General features: G+C 55.1%; 16 protein-coding genes. 3 read left to right on the top strand and 13 right to left on the bottom strand.

Going from position 1 to position 14,451, the window contains the following annotated elements; translation table 11 throughout:
- Window positions 1-22: 22 nt before the first annotated feature.
- The 3 genes from VH413_00130 to VH413_00120 all read right to left on the bottom strand — a co-directional run bounded on the left by VH413_00130 (window position 23) and on the right by VH413_00120 (window position 2,132).
- Window positions 23-808, bottom strand: coding sequence for a hypothetical protein (locus VH413_00130; GenBank protein ID HEX3797078.1), 786 nt, complete (start codon window positions 806-808; stop codon window positions 23-25).
- A 211-nt stretch (window positions 809-1,019) separates the two neighbouring features.
- Complete coding sequence (locus tag VH413_00125; GenBank protein ID HEX3797077.1) at window positions 1,020-1,547, bottom strand: hypothetical protein; 528 nt, start codon at window positions 1,545-1,547, stop codon at window positions 1,020-1,022.
- An 87-nt stretch (window positions 1,548-1,634) separates the two neighbouring features.
- Window positions 1,635-2,132, bottom strand: a complete 498-nt coding sequence (locus VH413_00120; protein HEX3797076.1) for a hypothetical protein — start codon at window positions 2,130-2,132, stop codon at window positions 1,635-1,637.
- A 301-nt stretch (window positions 2,133-2,433) separates the two neighbouring features.
- Here VH413_00120 and VH413_00115 point away from each other — a divergent pair, with 301 nt between their 5' ends.
- Both VH413_00115 and VH413_00110 read left to right on the top strand, forming a co-directional pair.
- Window positions 2,434-2,628, top strand: coding sequence for a type II toxin-antitoxin system HicA family toxin (locus VH413_00115; GenBank protein ID HEX3797075.1), 195 nt, complete (start codon window positions 2,434-2,436; stop codon window positions 2,626-2,628).
- A gap of 4 nt (window positions 2,629-2,632) precedes the next feature.
- Window positions 2,633-2,980 (top strand): toxin-antitoxin system HicB family antitoxin, encoded by a 348-nt coding sequence (locus tag VH413_00110; protein ID HEX3797074.1) that lies wholly within the window; start codon window positions 2,633-2,635, stop codon window positions 2,978-2,980.
- Between the two features lie 486 nt (window positions 2,981-3,466).
- Here the strand turns inward: VH413_00110 and VH413_00105 are convergent, their stop codons facing one another.
- From VH413_00105 to modA, 6 genes are all read right to left on the bottom strand, one after another.
- Window positions 3,467-4,411 (bottom strand): hypothetical protein, encoded by a 945-nt coding sequence (locus VH413_00105; protein ID HEX3797073.1) that lies wholly within the window; start codon window positions 4,409-4,411, stop codon window positions 3,467-3,469.
- A 22-nt stretch (window positions 4,412-4,433) separates the two neighbouring features.
- Entirely contained in the window at window positions 4,434-5,222 is a 789-nt protein-coding gene (locus tag VH413_00100; GenBank protein ID HEX3797072.1) for a class I SAM-dependent methyltransferase, read from the bottom strand.
- Between the two features lie 118 nt (window positions 5,223-5,340).
- Window positions 5,341-6,246: a hypothetical protein gene (locus tag VH413_00095; GenBank protein ID HEX3797071.1), complete on the bottom strand. Its 906-nt coding sequence runs from the start codon at window positions 6,244-6,246 to the stop codon at window positions 5,341-5,343.
- A 126-nt stretch (window positions 6,247-6,372) separates the two neighbouring features.
- Window positions 6,373-7,449, bottom strand: a complete 1,077-nt coding sequence (gene modC / locus VH413_00090) for a molybdenum ABC transporter ATP-binding protein (protein HEX3797070.1) — start codon at window positions 7,447-7,449, stop codon at window positions 6,373-6,375.
- Complete coding sequence (gene modB, locus VH413_00085; GenBank protein ID HEX3797069.1) at window positions 7,446-8,117, bottom strand: molybdate ABC transporter permease subunit; 672 nt, start codon at window positions 8,115-8,117, stop codon at window positions 7,446-7,448. Before modB ends, modC begins: the two co-directional genes overlap by 4 nt.
- Before the next feature lie 100 nt (window positions 8,118-8,217).
- Window positions 8,218-8,976, bottom strand: a complete 759-nt coding sequence (gene modA / locus VH413_00080; protein HEX3797068.1) for a molybdate ABC transporter substrate-binding protein — start codon at window positions 8,974-8,976, stop codon at window positions 8,218-8,220.
- A 157-nt stretch (window positions 8,977-9,133) separates the two neighbouring features.
- On the opposite strand from modA, the gene VH413_00075 reads away from it, so the two are divergent.
- Window positions 9,134-9,346, top strand: coding sequence for a hypothetical protein (locus VH413_00075; GenBank protein HEX3797067.1), 213 nt, complete (start codon window positions 9,134-9,136; stop codon window positions 9,344-9,346).
- 588 nt (window positions 9,347-9,934) lie between these two features.
- Here the strand turns inward: VH413_00075 and VH413_00070 are convergent.
- The 4 genes from VH413_00070 to tkt all read right to left on the bottom strand — a co-directional run bounded on the left by VH413_00070 (window position 9,935) and on the right by tkt (window position 14,342).
- Complete coding sequence (locus VH413_00070; protein HEX3797066.1) at window positions 9,935-10,072, bottom strand: hypothetical protein; 138 nt, start codon at window positions 10,070-10,072, stop codon at window positions 9,935-9,937.
- Between the two features lie 211 nt (window positions 10,073-10,283).
- On the bottom strand, window positions 10,284-11,780 hold the full coding sequence (locus VH413_00065) for a rhamnulokinase family protein (GenBank protein HEX3797065.1): 1,497 nt from the start codon (window positions 11,778-11,780) through the stop codon (window positions 10,284-10,286).
- 4 nt (window positions 11,781-11,784) lie between these two features.
- The gene (rpiB, locus tag VH413_00060) at window positions 11,785-12,279 is read right to left on the bottom strand and encodes a ribose 5-phosphate isomerase B (protein HEX3797064.1); all 495 of its coding nucleotides are present in this window, start codon (window positions 12,277-12,279) and stop codon (window positions 11,785-11,787) included.
- Window positions 12,276-14,342 (bottom strand): transketolase, encoded by a 2,067-nt coding sequence (gene tkt / locus VH413_00055; GenBank protein ID HEX3797063.1) that lies wholly within the window; start codon window positions 14,340-14,342, stop codon window positions 12,276-12,278. Before tkt ends, rpiB begins: the two co-directional genes overlap by 4 nt.
- Window positions 14,343-14,451: the final 109 nt, after the last annotated feature.

The raw sequence follows: 14,451 nt of genomic DNA, 5'->3' as shown, positions 1-14,451 counted from the left end.
AGGGCTTGCGTACCCGCGATTTTCATTTCGGATTCAAATTCTCGATGCTGTCCGCGTTGAACGTGGCGTAGCGCTGCACGTACGATAGCTTGGGGTTCAAGAAGGCCGCCGCCAGCCAAGGCAGGAGGTCTGTTTTGTCTTGAAAGTCTAAACGCACGAAGGGTCCGCTGCCTCCAGCCTTTTCGAGGTAGGTATAGCCTCCTTTCGAGCCAAATAACAGACCGGCATGGTCTGTCGAGATTATGTGGTGGCTCGTATCAGCACTGTGGACGAGAACAACCTCAAATCGGTTTGGAAATTGGATTGTTTCTCGCCGCCACGTTGCGCGCAATACATCCATCGTTCCGGTTTCCAGATTTTCTTCGGTGGTTCCCATCGGTAAGACATACAATCGGTACAAGCAGGCAGTGAGGCAAATTCGCTCATCCTGAATTGACTTTGGAAAAAATGATTCTGTCGCTTCCCGATATTGAGGGACATAACCCCAAGTGAACGCATCCCTTGGAGTGGCAAAAATTCCAAGACGATCACCATTCGTAGTTGACGTGGAGGCCATGAACGGTCCAAAAATCTCATCCGGTCTCAGGCTCGTACGCAGTCGGTTATCCGCTGTCACAATAACCATGTCCATACAATTGAAATCAAAAGAGTGGCGGGTTTTACCGAGATGATGCGGGAGGGCGGTCAGAAATTCTTGCGTTGACGGGAATGCGTAAAACCCGTTGGTAGCTTTCGGGAATTTGGCAAAATCGAAATTGAAAGGTTCATCCGCAATAATGACGAACGACTTGCCGGAAATTAGAGGCATTCGAATGGGTGCAGCCGCTGGCCATTAGCACCTCGATCGTGGATTGGAGAGAGGAAGCATCCTGCAAAAATGATGCTCGTATTGGCCCGGCTTCCGTTGTCCCTCGGAAGACGAACACGCACACTGCGAGTGTGAAATGCAATCTCATGACTGACGAACCGTAGTTGCCGTTGCTTCGCAACACATGCCAGCGATACGACGCCAACTCGATTCAATCAAAGGACAACAACGATGTCAAATTAGCGTACCAAACCTCAACACTACAAAATAATCGCACGGTGAATTCCTCCGCCCACAGGCCTCCTTTTCGCAATAGCTTCCGCCTTTCTGGCGAAGTGTTTGCCCGACGATAACGTCGAATTGTCCGCCGCAACACGACAGCCTGCTTTTCCGTTAACTCGACCGCCTCGCGCTTGCCGAGCTTAAGATTCTTTCGCGCAATCACACCCCAGAATCTCCTCGGCTTGTGTTCAAACGCAGGCATGGCTTCTTTTTTCACCATGTAACGCTTGGAGGCATACGCGAACGCACCCTTGACACTCCGCAACCGTTCAACCCGCGTCCCGGCCCGATAATGTTTCCCGTCGCCAGTACCGACCACATCATACCAATTCCGCGAAACCCACCGCTTGAATGAATTTGCTCCCCAAACTTGGCCATCGCCTGTCTCACTCCCCTCCGGCGCCTTCGGATCAACTTGCGCCGCGTAAAGGCAGAACTCGCCTTCACTCGATTTCACAAACTCGCACCAAATTTCCCCCGTTGCGTCCACATGCCTGCGCTCCGACCGATACCACCGCCCGCGCTCGCGCTCGAATCGAAATGACTACGGCACACCGTAAACGAACAAATGATAGTGCGGCGCAATCTTGCCTTTGTTCTCGCCTGACTTGCGTTCCTTGAATTCCAGTTTCCAAATCACCGCCGCTCCCGGCCATCGCCGCAGCAATCGCGCACAGAACACTTCCAGATGCCGCTTGAACTCCTCGTGATAAAGCGGGAATGAGTCAGGATAAGTCAGGGTGACAAACAGCGGAATTTCCGAGACTTGAATCTTCGCCATGAGGTGCAGCATCCTACGGCGCAAAGCATCGGTGAACGAAGTTATTTCCTTCCGCTTGCCCTGTTCATGTTGTCCACCCGTTCCTTCCCCTCCGCTTGACCGCAGCCGCACTTCCAAAAGGCTCGCACCTCGATAACACACCAACTCTCCTTGCTTGTGTCGCGAAGGAATATGCTCCTTAGACAAGCCCAGGGCACGCGCCGCAACCGGGCCGGGTGCTGCCGCATCCCGACCCGGCCGCGTCGCGGCGAACGGCTTCAATACGTAGTCTCTCACGCCGCACCCCCATTACTGGAAGATTCGGCAATGTCCGCGAGTGCGACCTTGACGCGCTCAGGCAACCCTGGTCATGCCTTGAGAAGGCGCACCAATGGCAGAGAGCCTACAGCGTGTGTGCTTATCTGTGTGTCACGTTGCGGAAACCCCTTTGAATTGCTACTATATTGACAGTTCGAAACCTGCAGCGCGCACCAATCTTTCCAATTCGTAAGTAACTCCATTCAGACGTTGAATTAAAACAGTTGAATTTTCAGCCGTCTGATAGCATAATGATATCATAAATATGCCGCGCAAGATTCGACAACTAATGGGTGATTTGGAGAAGGCGGGTTTTCAAAACTGCGGCGGCAAAGGCAGCCATCGCAATTATAAACATCCCACAGGTCCATACGTTTTGTTGAGCGGCAACCCCGGCGACGACGCGCACCATTATCAGGAAAAAAATGTGAAGCGCGCTATCGCGCTTGTGAAAGAATAAAGTTATGACTCGCAAACAGATCAAAGAACTGTCAGCAAAATATCCTAAATTTGTTGAGTGGAGCGACGAAGACAAAGTTTTCATTGGCCAATGCCCCGCGCTTTTTTTGGGCGGTGTGCATGGAACCGACGAAGCTGCGGTTTATAAAGACTTGTGCGAGGCGGTCGAGGAACATCTCGAGATATTGCACAATCGCAGCGAACCATTGCCCGAGCCGCCGGATGGAAAAAAATTCAATGGCAAAATCCTTTTGCGGATTGAACCGGCATTACATCGCCGGCTCGCGGCCAAAGCACAGGCAGAGGGGGAAAGTCTAAACCAATATGCCATACGCGCTCTGGTCAAAGCTTGATTCGGGTTTGAAATAAAAACGTCAGACATGAATAATCACACAATTAGCCATTGAATTGTCGGAGGCATCAAGCCAATGAGATTTATCAAGACCATTTTCTTTTTGCTGTTCGTTGCCGGTTCGGGCTGCGTTCATGTGCGGGACTCGCCACATATCACCGGCGTTGTGTATGATATGGGGACGCTGCAACCGATTGCAGGGGCTAGGCTTTATTACGATCGGCATCCGAAGCGCGTGATTCATACTTTTTCGGACGGGACATTTGATTTCCCACCGATTTTCAAATGGTCGCCAGCTTTACCGATTGACAGACCTTTTCATCAATATTTGATAGTGGAAGCACAAGGGTATGAATCGTCGGAACGGAGATGTGATGCTTGGCACGATAGGACTAACGAACTGTTTTTGTTGAAGCGTAATTAGTTCTTATATAGAAGCAGAGGATAAATAAAACACGCCACGAGCTACGCAATTCTAATTAATGCTTCATCGAGCGGATGAAGTTTTTAGGAATTTTAAGGAGCGGATTGCGCTTTGCATCGGCGCTTGGTCTGAGTCGTCTATCACAGAAGCCGCAAGCACAAGATAGTAATCATCTGTCTGGATCAAATAAAGATTTTGATGAACCGTATCAGTAAACTTTCCCTCAACTTGGACTTCATACCCTTCACTATTATCAATATGAAACGGCGACGGGCCTGAGAGAGTATGGTAAGGACCTTTGAGTGAAGAAAATCCGAGTGCAAAAGCTTGCAATGTTGTGGTGCCATTGGTGGCCAGCACTTTCTTTTTTTCCGCAGTGATGGCGAGCGAAGGATTATATCCTTTCGTGTTCCAGGGGTATTTATACAAGGCCAGAAGACGGTAAATTCCGGGACGTTCTTTCGCTAATTCCTCGGCTTGTTTTTCATCATTTTGGGCGATTGAGTAAGCGCCTGAATTGTTTTTGCGGCGAATGGTGTTGAGGCTTGATACGTGCCAGTCCGGAGGCAGATCCATGGTGATCCCGATGATGCCATTTGAATAAATATTGTTTATGATCGTGCCTGCTTCAAACACGCCGCGCCGCTCGCCACCAAGGAATTCGTGAGCAGCCGCGCGCAGTTTATTTTGAGCGAACGTGACGCTCCAAATTGTCGTGAAGAAGGCTAATGCTGTCCCTGATATGCATAAAGCGTTTCCGACGCATTTGGCGACATCCATTCTTTCTCGTCTTTTTATCGTGGTTATGAAAGCAATGACTTGAGGAATTCCCAAGGCGGCGAAGAAAAGATTAATGACAACGGGAAGAATCCATCCTCCATTGGGACTCAGATCGAGTGTCCTTATCAATGTGTCATATATAGTGGTCCAATATTTCACGGCCAAGACAGCCGAACCAATATATATCCAGATGATGGCTGGAATAATGAAGGGCTTGATTGATTTCATTATATTTTTATTCGGAGTCTTATTATATGCCGGCTATCGGAGCCCTTATAATCAATCTCAGTGACCCTTCAAAGAAAGGCTGTTGCCGCCAGTGGGCATACCGCTTTTCCCAGGCGCCGGAGTTGAGGTCGGCGGTCAGGGTTTTCACGAAGCGGTCTTCAGCGGTTTTTTCTACGAAACCCCAGGCGGATTGGCTGCGGCGGACGGCGGGATCGAGGAAGCGTTCGGGGCGCGCGTAGAAGGCTTCGGTGAAACCATCCACGCAATCTATAGGGATGGGGACGGTTTGGATTTGAATGTTGCCACCGAGATTTTCGCGGAGGAAATCCATGGTAGGATAGCGGCGGCGCTCGGCGGCCATGAGTTCGGGGATGTAATCGGCGAGCCAGAAGCGGTCGAGGGCGTCGCCGTCAAAGGTGAGGATGATGATGGGGCCGCGGGTGACGCGGCGAAGTTCGCTCAGGCCTTTTTTGAGGTCGCGCCATTGGTGGATGGTGACCATGGCCATCGAAGCGTCAACGGATTGATCATCCAACGGCAGATTTTCGGCGACACCATGAATTGCGGGCGTGAGGTGCGCCGGGCGTTGCGCGCGCATGGCAGCGGAAGGTTCGATGGCGATGACGTGGCGGTCGGCGGGTTCGTACGAACCTGCGCCGGCACCGACGTTAAGAATGGTGCGAGCACTGCCAAAGGCCTGATGGACAAGGGCGGCAATGCGTGGGTCGGTGCGGCGTTGCTGGGCGTAACCGCCGCCGTGTTTGTCGTAATCGAAATCTCCGGCGACGGGGCGTTGCGGATTGTCGGTCATGCGCTTTTTATCAACCGTCCCGAAAGACGATTGATAGGCAGATTAATATCGCGACCGGAAGCGTCAATGGATTTTGACGCGTGGCGGGTTCCGCGATTCGCTGGCGCACGTTGCCGGATCAGAATGGCAAGCGCGCGGTGAGGATGACGTTGCGGTGATAGAGGGGATGATCGGTCACGGCGATCTGGACGCCCGCGCCGAAGGTCAAGCCGACGCGGCCGACAATGGGGATGCGGCCGATCAAAAGTCCGGGCGTGATGAAGAGTTGATTGAGGCCTTCGTGTTTGCCGTCGGTCCAGTAGGTGTAGTTGGCTTCGACTTCCGGCCAGAAATATTTGGCGAGTTTATATTGGAGAGCGGTGTTGAAAAGAACTGGTTCGCCGGGGCCGGTGCGGACGCCGCCATCGTCCGGAATGGCGAAACCCAGCGTGCTTTGAAAATCAAAATCTCCCCAGCCCTGAGCGTAGGCGATGGTCGGCGTGTAAGTGAAATGATGCGAGGTCGTGTTATCGCTGCCGTCCGGCACGGTCAAACCCATGAACGCGGTGAGAACATAATTTCCATTGTCAGCGTTGCCAGACAGGAGGCGGTATTTGACGAGAAAATTCTGGTCGGTCCAGCCGTTCTTGTGCGGCGTGGTGTTTTGGGTTTGCCACGAAGGCACGCCGATGATGAGTTCGACGCGCTCGAAGGGAATCAGTTCAAGACCTTTGCCGCCGCCGTAGCTGGTCAGGGTCTTGCCTGCGGGAAGGGATTCAAACATTTGATCGTAACGAATTTCTTCCTCCAATCGCGGGGTGACGGTAACGAGCGGCGTGACGAAGCGCGGTTGCTCGGCCTGGGTTTTCGAGACGCGTTTGAACCAGGTGCCGAAATAATCTTCGAACCAATTCGATGAATGCGAACTGGTGCCGAGCACGGAATCGTCCGCGTGGCAAAGAGGCAGGCTCGTGAGCAACGACAGCGAGGCGAGAGCGACGGTGGCGGTTCGACGGGTAAATGCGGGGCGGTTGTTTGAGGTCATGGTCAGTGTCTGATGGTTGATAGGCAGGCGTATTAGTTGTTTATGTTCCGAAAACGCGATACTGCAACCGAGGCGATATATTTTGTCAAGTATAACGAAAAGCCAAAACCAGTTGTGGTGATTTTTTTAACGTGGAATCAAATGGATGTGTGGGGCTTTCACCAGCGCGACGAGATTGCTGTCGGGTTGGAGCGCCATTTCTTCACAGGCTTGCCGGGTGACGAGCACGCTCAGGGTGAAGCCGCAGTCCAATTCCAGGCGCACCAATGACCCATCATGCGCGATTGATTTCACGACGCCGGGTAAACGATTTCGCGCGCTGCTCGCCCCTTCGATACCATGAACCAGAATGACATCCTCGGCACGGATGCAGACGTGGACGTCGGTGGTGTTTGTGGGAAGATTTTGTTCGGTCGCGGTTAGTTGGGTGGCGCCGACGAGGACGGTTACGAGATTTTCGGCGCGGTTGACGATGCGGCCGGGTTGAATGGTTTCGACGGTCAACAAGCTCGCGACGACGATATTTGCGGGACGGCTCAAGACTTCCTGCACCGGGCCGATCTGCGCGATTTTGCCATTGGCCAAAATGGCCAATTCATCGGCGAGCGCGAGCATTTCGCGGCGGTCGTGAGTGACGTAGAGCATGGGGATACGGAACTCATCGCGGATGCGCGCGAGGTAGGGAATGATGCGGGCTTTCAATTCAGCGTTGAGGCTGGCGAGCGGTTCGTCGAGCAGCAGTAATCGCGGCGAGGCGAGCAGGGCGCGGGCGAGGGCGACGCGTTGTTTCTCGCCACCGGAAAGCTGGGTGACGGCGCGCGAAATGAGCGGTTGAATTTCTAAAATTTCGATGACGCGGTCGAAGGAGATTTCGGGATTGCCGTTGGCCGAAGATTTCTTGCCGTAGAGCAAATTTTTTCGCACGGACAAATGTGGAAACAACGCCAGGTCTTGCGGAACGTAACCAATGGCGCGTTCGTGAGTGGGGACAGAGATTTTGCGGGAGGTGTCTTCAAGCACGCGACCAGCGAGTTCGATGAACGCGGACGTGGGGCGTCGCAGGCCGGCGAGAAGATCGAGCAGCGAGGTTTTACCCGCGCCGGAAACGCCAAAAATCACGGTAAGGCGGCCGCGCAACTCGGCGTTCACTTCGAGCGTGAAGGGCGCGAGCGGTAGCGAAATATTTTTCAGCACCAGATTCATGGCGATTTTTTTCGGCGCAGAAAACATTCGCTGCCCCACACAGCGGCAAATGCGAGCACGACGGAAACGGCGAGCAGACGATAGGCGTTGTCGTCGTGGCCGAGCTGGACGGATTGAAAAATGGCGAGCGAGATGGTGGAGGTGTGGCCGGGAATATTGCCGGCGATCATAATGGTCGCGCCGAATTCGCCAAGCGCGCGCGCGAAGGCGAGCAGCAGGCCACCGACGATGCCGCGGGCGGCGAGGGGAAGGGTGATAGTGCAAAATACGCGACCATTTCCCGCGCCGAGAGTGCGGGCGATTTCTTCAAGGCGCGGATTGATCTCTTCAAACGCGACCCGCGCCGAGCGCACAAACAGCGGAAAGGACATCACGCATAAAGCGATGAGCACGGCGCGCCAGGTGAAGACGATGTCGAAGTCAAAATGGTTGTGAAGGAAGCCGCCGATTGCGCCGCGCCGACCGAAGATTTTTAAAAGAATCAGGCCGGTCGCTACGGGCGGCATGACGAGTGGGAGCGAAATGAAAGTTTCGACCAGCGATTTGCCGGGCCATTGACGCCGGGCCAGCAACCAGCTTGCGGCGAGGCCAAAGGGCAAAATAAGAAGCGTGCTGAGAACAGAAATCCAAACGGTAAACCAGACGAGTTGCCAATCACCGTTTTCCATGGCGCGAGCGTAAAATTATTTGCTTACGGTGGCAAGGAGTTGGTGCCGCCGCGATCGCCAAGCGGGACCACTTCGACGGCTGTGACTAGGCGCGCCGGTTTCATTTCACGAGGATGAAGCCATAATTCTCGAATACATGAGTCGCGCCGGGTGATTGCAAGTATTCAAGAAGTTTGCGCGCGGCTTCGGGATTTTTGGAGTCTTTGATGATGGCGACCGGGTAACTGATCGCGGGGCCTTCGCTGATGGGAATTTCGCAGGCGACTTTTACTTTTTTGGAGATGGCGGCGTCGGTTTTATAGACCATGCCGGCTTCGACGTTGCCGGATCCCACGGCGGCCAAGGCGGCGCGGACATTTTCGGTGGGAATCACTTTGGGGGCAATGGCGGTCCAGAGTCCGCGCTTCGTAAGATATTCCCTGGAGTAAACGCCCGCGGGCACGGCTTTGGGATCGGCGAGGGCAAGATGTTTGATGGCGGCGTTCGTGAGGTCGTTGGCGGAATTGATGGATAAAGCGCTGTCCGAGGCGACGATGATGACCAGGGAATTGGAAAGCAAACTGCGACGGGTGCCGGGCGCGAGCAGACCGGCGTGGTCGAGGGAATTCATCTGGGCTTCATCGGCGGAGAAAAACAGGTCGGCGGGCGCGCCTGCGATTATTTGGCGGGCGAGCAAACTGGAGGCGGCGAAATTAAAGGTGAGTTTATCGCCGGAAGTCTTTTCGTAGGCGGCGGCGATCTGCTTGAGGGAATCGGTCAGGCTGGCGGCAGCGAACACGGTGATTTCTGCCGCGCGCAAGGAACTTGCGAGAAAAAGCGCAAGCAGGCAAGCCGGGAGCCGAGATAATAATCTTTTCATCGCTGAAGGAGTCTTGGTTTTTCCCGATTCAAATTCAATGACAAAGCCGGGTTCGTGCGGCGGGATTTGCCAATTCTTGGAAATAAGAAATTTGGTTTTCCAATTTTTGCGAATTTCTTGTTGACAGAAGGGCGTTACAGAACGATACATCCATACTATGAAACAGTCGAAGAAATTGCAGCGCGAGATTTCCGATTTCGTTGAGAAGTGCCGTCAAAAGGACGCCGCGAAAGCAGCGGCGCATTATCCTCCCGTCACGGGAGCGCAAGTGGCAAAATATGATAATTCGCTTTGGGCGCACTTATTTTTTGAGTCGTCCTCACTGAAGGCTGATGCCAATCGCAGTACCCGCAAAAACGCGGCTCGTTAAAAAATTAGTTGGATGCCTTCGCAATGGAGGTATCGTCAATGCCTTGGGCACGTCACCAGACAAACGTGCCGCCGTACATTGAGGCGGAGTGGGGAACGATCCGTTCGATGTTTTCGCTGGCCGGGAGGGCAACTGGTTGTTCCTCCAATTCCCGTTCGATCTCTAGAGAATTCAGAAGTTTCGTGCACGAAGGGCAGACGTTGGGATTGGCAGACGGAGAATAACCGTCGGCAGGCATGGGCTCGTAACAGCACAGACAGATACTCGGATGCAAGTTGACCTTTCTTACCGCTCAAGTTTCCAACCGCCAAGGCATTCGACGGATCGAGAGCGTAGTTCGGTAAAGAGCTTGATTTGTGCCAGCGGCGGAATTTGCTGTAAACTTTTATAAATCAACAATGATTGCAGGTTGATGGCTTGGTGTTTATGCATTTTTCCTGCTTTTTGCGCGGCGGATAGGTTAAATTCTAACGCATTTTGCGTTGTACATGACGTTGGCAAATTCGTTAACCGCTCCCTGTTTCAATAATAAATCAAAACGCGCGGAGAAAAGTCCGATTCTCCGCGCGCACTGAAAGGACTTCCCATTTAAGGATTGGGCTGTTTCACGAGTTGGGCAGGAGGAAACTCTTGAGATACGTAGCTGGCATTGTCAGGCGTGCTTTGACAGCCGGTGAAAACAGCCGTCGCGGTAAGAAGCAAGGAGAGTAGGATGATTTTTTTCATAGGTTCGATTTCCTGGTTGACCGACGTTAATCCGGCACCAAACTTCTGCCTTCCCTGTTTATATAGACCGAGCGGTCAACAAAAGGTTACAGGGATAAATTTAGCCACAGATGGAACACGGAATGAATGGGCTTGCTTCAAAAAGGCGGACACTGAAAGGGATTAGCTGCTTACGAAGCTTATTTTGTTGTCCAGCGAGGCGAGAATTTTTCTACTTCGTGCGTTGCGACAATTTTGCGTAACGAGCTTTTGCCTGTTGCCAGGCGTCGGCGGTCGCGGGATTTGGTTCAAAGGCGCGCATTTCTTCTGAGCGGGTGATGGTTGCGCGCATTTCGGCGAGGGAACCGATTTCGCCGCAGCCGCGAGCCTGGATGAGCAGGTTGCCGAGCGCGGTGGCCTCGACCGGACCGGCGAGGACGGGGCGGGCGCAGGCGTCGGCAGTGAATTGATTGAGCAGATCGTTGCGCGAACCGCCGCCGATGATGTGGATGACTTCGATGCGTTCGCCGGTGACTTCCTCGAGCGCGGCTACAGTCGTTTGATATGCGAGCGCGAGACTTTCAAGCGCGCAACGGACGAGCGCGCCTTCCGATTGCGGAGCGGGCTGAGTGGTCGCGCGGCAAAATTCCTGGATGGTGCGGGGCATGTCGGGAGGGTTGAGAAAAGCGGCATCATTCGGGTCCACGAGCGAGACGAGCGCGGGTTCGGCGGCGGCCAGGGGCATGAGCGCGGCGTAATCCAATTTTTTTCCACGACTCTCAAATGAACGGCGGCATTGCTGCACGAGCCAAAGGCCCATGATATTTTTCAGCAGACGATACGTGCCGTCCACGCCGCCTTCGTTCGTGAGATTGAGTTCCAGCACGCGCGGCGAGACGTGCGCCTTCGCCACTTCCACGCCGAGTAATGACCAAGTGCCGGAACTGAGGTACGCCCAGTTCGCGCGGCCAGTGTGTTTCGTTGGCGCGGCGGCGACGGCGGAGCCGGTGTCGTGTGCGGCGGGCACGGTGATGGCGATTTTTCCGAGGCCCGTACGGGTGGAGACGGAGTCGCGCAATGTGCCGATGCGGGTTCCCGGGCGAACGACTTCGGGAAAAATTTTTGCGGGCAAGTTGAATTGATCGAGCAATTTTTTCGACCAGGCGCCGGTGGGATGAAGCAGTTGGGAGGTGCTGGCGATGGTGAATTCACAGGCACGCACGCCGGACAAACACCAGTGCAAATAATCCGGGGTGAAGAGGAGGCAATCCGCTTGCGCGAGCAGTTCAGGAGAATTTTTTTGCAGAGCGAGCAACTGATAGAGCGTGTTCAACTCCATGAATTGCAAGCCGGTCTCGGCGAAAATTTCCGCACGCGGCACGCGCGCGAAGGCTTCGTCCAGCATGCCGCGCGTGCGGGCATCGCGATAATGATACGGCTGGCCGAGGAGTTCGGAACTTTTCGAGAGCAGGGCGAAATCCACGCCCCAAGTATCCACGCCGACGGAAACGATGCGCGAGCCGTAGGTGCGGGCGGCGGCGGTGAGGCCGTTCTGGATTTCAAACCAAAGGCGTGCGGTGTCCCAATGGAGGCCGTTGCCCATCGCCACCGGTTCGTTCGGAAAACGATGCACGGATTCGAGACGCATTTGATTGCCGCCCCACAATCCCGCCATGACCCGGCCGCTTTCCGCGCCGAGGTCCACTCCCAGATAAACTTGCTCGGGCATCAAATCACTTCGACTTGGCGCGAGTCTTTTTTGCACCCGCTTTTGGCAAGTAATTGAAATGAGCTTCGAGCGCGGCGACCTTCGCCAGCCGGCGCATGTGGCGCGCTTCGCGGGTGAATTTGGCGCCGAGATAGGCTTCGACCAAGTCCTGCGCCGCCGCCGTGCCGATGACGCGCGCGCCAAGCACGAGCACATTCATATCGTCGTGCTCCACGCCTTGATGCGCGGAATAATGATCGTGGCAAAGACCAGCGCGGATGCCTTTGATCTTGTTTGCCGCGACGGAAGCGCCGACGCCGCTGCCGCAAATCAAGATGCCCGAGTGCGCCTGGCCGGCGGCAATCGCCTCGCCGACCTTTTGCGCGTAGTCGGGATAATCCACCGACGCTTCGCTGTGAGTGCCGACATCAATCACCTTGAATTTGCCTTCAAGGAAGGTCTTGATGGTTTCCTTCAAGGGGAAACCGGCGTGGTCTGAGCCGATGACAATGGGTTTCATTTCGCGGAAGCTTTCTTGATGGAGGCTTCGGCGCGCGCGACGACATTTTCGACGGTGAAGCCGAATTTTTTCTGCAAGTCTTTCAGCGGAGCCGAAGCGCCGTAGGAGAGCATGCCGACACTTTCGCCGCGCAAACCGGCGTAGCGTTCCCAGCCGAAGGTGGAAGCCTGTTCGACGGTCACGCGCGCATGGATATTGCTCGGAATCACGGATTCGCGATAGGCCGCGTCCTGTTGTTCAAACAATTCCCACGAGGGCATGCTGACCACGCGGGCGTTGATGCCTTTGGCCTTGAGCGCGTCCTGCGCGCTGACGCAAAGACCGACTTCGCTGCCAGTGCCGATGAGAATGACGTCGGGTTTTCCGCCGGGCGCGTCGGAGAGCACGTAAGCACCCTTGGTGACGCCGGATGCCGGAGCATATTTGGTGCGGTCGAGCGTGGGCATCGGCTGACGGCTGAGGATGAGCACGACGGGATGATGTTTGAGGCCGATGACGTAACGCCATGCTTCGGAAACTTCATTGGCATCGCCGGGGCGCAAGACGATTAAGCCGGGAATGCAGCGCAGCGAAGGCAGTTGCTCGATGGGCTGATGCGTGGGGCCGTCTTCGCCGACGCCGATGGAGTCGTGCGTGAAAACGTAGATGACCGGGATTTCCATGATCGCCGCGAGACGAATGGGATTGCGGCCGTAGTCACTGAAGATGAGGAAGCCGGAGCCGTAGGTGCGAATCTTCGAGAGCGAAAGGCCGTTGAGCATCGCGCCCATCGCGTGTTCGCGGATGCCGAAATGGAGGTTGCGACCGCCATAGCTGCCGGCTTCAAAATCACCAGCGCCGTCGAAGGTCAAGCGCGTCTTGGTCGAAGGCGCGAGGTCCGCCGCGCCGCCGATGAGCCACGGAAGATTCTTGGCGATGGCGTTGAGCACCTTGCCAGAGGAATCGCGGCCTCCCATGCCTTTGGCATCGGGCGGAAACACGGGAATATCCTTGTCCCAACCGGCGGGATTTTCGCGCTTCTGCATCTGCAACGATTGTGCGGCGAGGGCGGGTTCGGACTTTTGATAATTGCCGAACAGATCCATCCATTCCTTGCGGGCCTTCGCGCCGCGAGCGCCGATGCCTTTGCGGAAATTCTCGGTGACACCTTCAGGCACGAGAAATTTTTCGTTCTCGGGCCAGCCGTAATTGCGCTTGGTTCCCTTGATTTCGTCTTCGCCGAGCGGTTCGCCGTGGGCGCCGCTGGTGTCCTGTTTGTTGGGCGAGCCGAAGGCGATATGGCTGTCCACGATGATGAGCGTGGGGCGGTCGGTGGTTTTCTGGAAGGTCTTGAACGCGTTGCGCAGGCGGTCGAGGTCGTTGGCATCACCGCAGCGCAGGACGTTCCAGCCGTAACCCATGAAACGGGTGGCGACATCTTCCGAGAAGGCGAGCGAGGTATTGCCTTCGATGGTGATGTGGTTGTTGTCGTAAATCCAGCAGAGGTTCGAGAGCTTGAGATGCGCGGCGAGCGAAGCGGCTTCGCTGGCGACGCCTTCCATCATGCAGCCGTCACCGCCGAGGGCATAGACATTATAATCAAAGAGCGAGAAGCCGGGGCGATTGAAATGCGCCGCCTGCCAGCGGGCAGCGAGGGCCATGCCCACGCTGGTGGCGTAACCCTGGCCGAGCGGGCCGGTGGTGGTTTCGACGCCGGAAGTCCAACGATATTCGGGATGGCCGGGGCATTTGCTATCGAGTTGGCGGAAGCGTTTTAAATCGTCGAGCTTTACGGAGAGTTCGCCGATTTGTTCGTACTTATGATTGACGGCCTTGACGCCGGTGAGATGGAGCATCGAGTAAAGCAGCGTCGAGGCGTGGCCCGCGGAAAGGACGAAGCGGTCGCGGTTCGGCCAGATCGGATCTTCGGGATCGAAGCGGAGAAATTCCTGCCAGAGCACGTACATCACGGGGGCCATGGCCATAGGCGTGCCGGGATGGCCGGAGTTGGCTTGCTGGACGGCATCCATGCACAGGGTTCGGATGGTATTGGTTGAAAGAATGTCTAGTTCGGCTTGGTTCATAGGAGTTGACGCTGAGGGTGATGGTTTTGGTCCTGCTGAATATTAATTAATGGTGAAGCCCGGAAAGTTGAGAATGCCTGATGGTCGAGTGGCGATGCGAAATCATTGC

This window comes from Verrucomicrobiia bacterium (assembly GCA_036268055.1).
Lineage (GTDB): Bacteria > Verrucomicrobiota > Verrucomicrobiia > Limisphaerales > Pedosphaeraceae > DATAUW01.
Note: the sequence above shows the minus strand (reverse complement) of the source record. Positions and strands in the feature narration are given on the sequence as shown.

Bases quoted from the DNA above. Each gene is read 5' to 3' on its own strand.
- VH413_00130 (HEX3797078.1), bottom strand. From the start codon at position 808: ATGCCTCTAATTTCCGGCAAGTCGTTCGTCATTATTGCGGATGAACCT.
- VH413_00115 (HEX3797075.1), top strand. From the start codon at position 2,434: ATGCCGCGCAAGATTCGACAACTAATGGGTGATTTGGAGAAGGCGGGT.
- VH413_00110 (HEX3797074.1), top strand. From the start codon at position 2,633: ATGACTCGCAAACAGATCAAAGAACTGTCAGCAAAATATCCTAAATTT.
- VH413_00105 (HEX3797073.1), bottom strand. From the start codon at position 4,411: ATGAAATCAATCAAGCCCTTCATTATTCCAGCCATCATCTGGATATAT.
- VH413_00100 (HEX3797072.1), bottom strand. From the start codon at position 5,222: ATGACCGACAATCCGCAACGCCCCGTCGCCGGAGATTTCGATTACGAC.
- VH413_00095 (HEX3797071.1), bottom strand. From the start codon at position 6,246: ATGACCTCAAACAACCGCCCCGCATTTACCCGTCGAACCGCCACCGTC.
- modC (HEX3797070.1), bottom strand. From the start codon at position 7,449: ATGAATCTGGTGCTGAAAAATATTTCGCTACCGCTCGCGCCCTTCACG.
- modB (HEX3797069.1), bottom strand. From the start codon at position 8,117: ATGGAAAACGGTGATTGGCAACTCGTCTGGTTTACCGTTTGGATTTCT.
- modA (HEX3797068.1), bottom strand. From the start codon at position 8,976: ATGAAAAGATTATTATCTCGGCTCCCGGCTTGCCTGCTTGCGCTTTTT.
- VH413_00075 (HEX3797067.1), top strand. From the start codon at position 9,134: ATGAAACAGTCGAAGAAATTGCAGCGCGAGATTTCCGATTTCGTTGAG.
- VH413_00070 (HEX3797066.1), bottom strand. From the start codon at position 10,072: ATGAAAAAAATCATCCTACTCTCCTTGCTTCTTACCGCGACGGCTGTT.
- VH413_00065 (HEX3797065.1), bottom strand. From the start codon at position 11,780: ATGCCCGAGCAAGTTTATCTGGGAGTGGACCTCGGCGCGGAAAGCGGC.
- rpiB (HEX3797064.1), bottom strand. From the start codon at position 12,279: ATGAAACCCATTGTCATCGGCTCAGACCACGCCGGTTTCCCCTTGAAG.
- tkt (HEX3797063.1), bottom strand. From the start codon at position 14,342: ATGAACCAAGCCGAACTAGACATTCTTTCAACCAATACCATCCGAACC.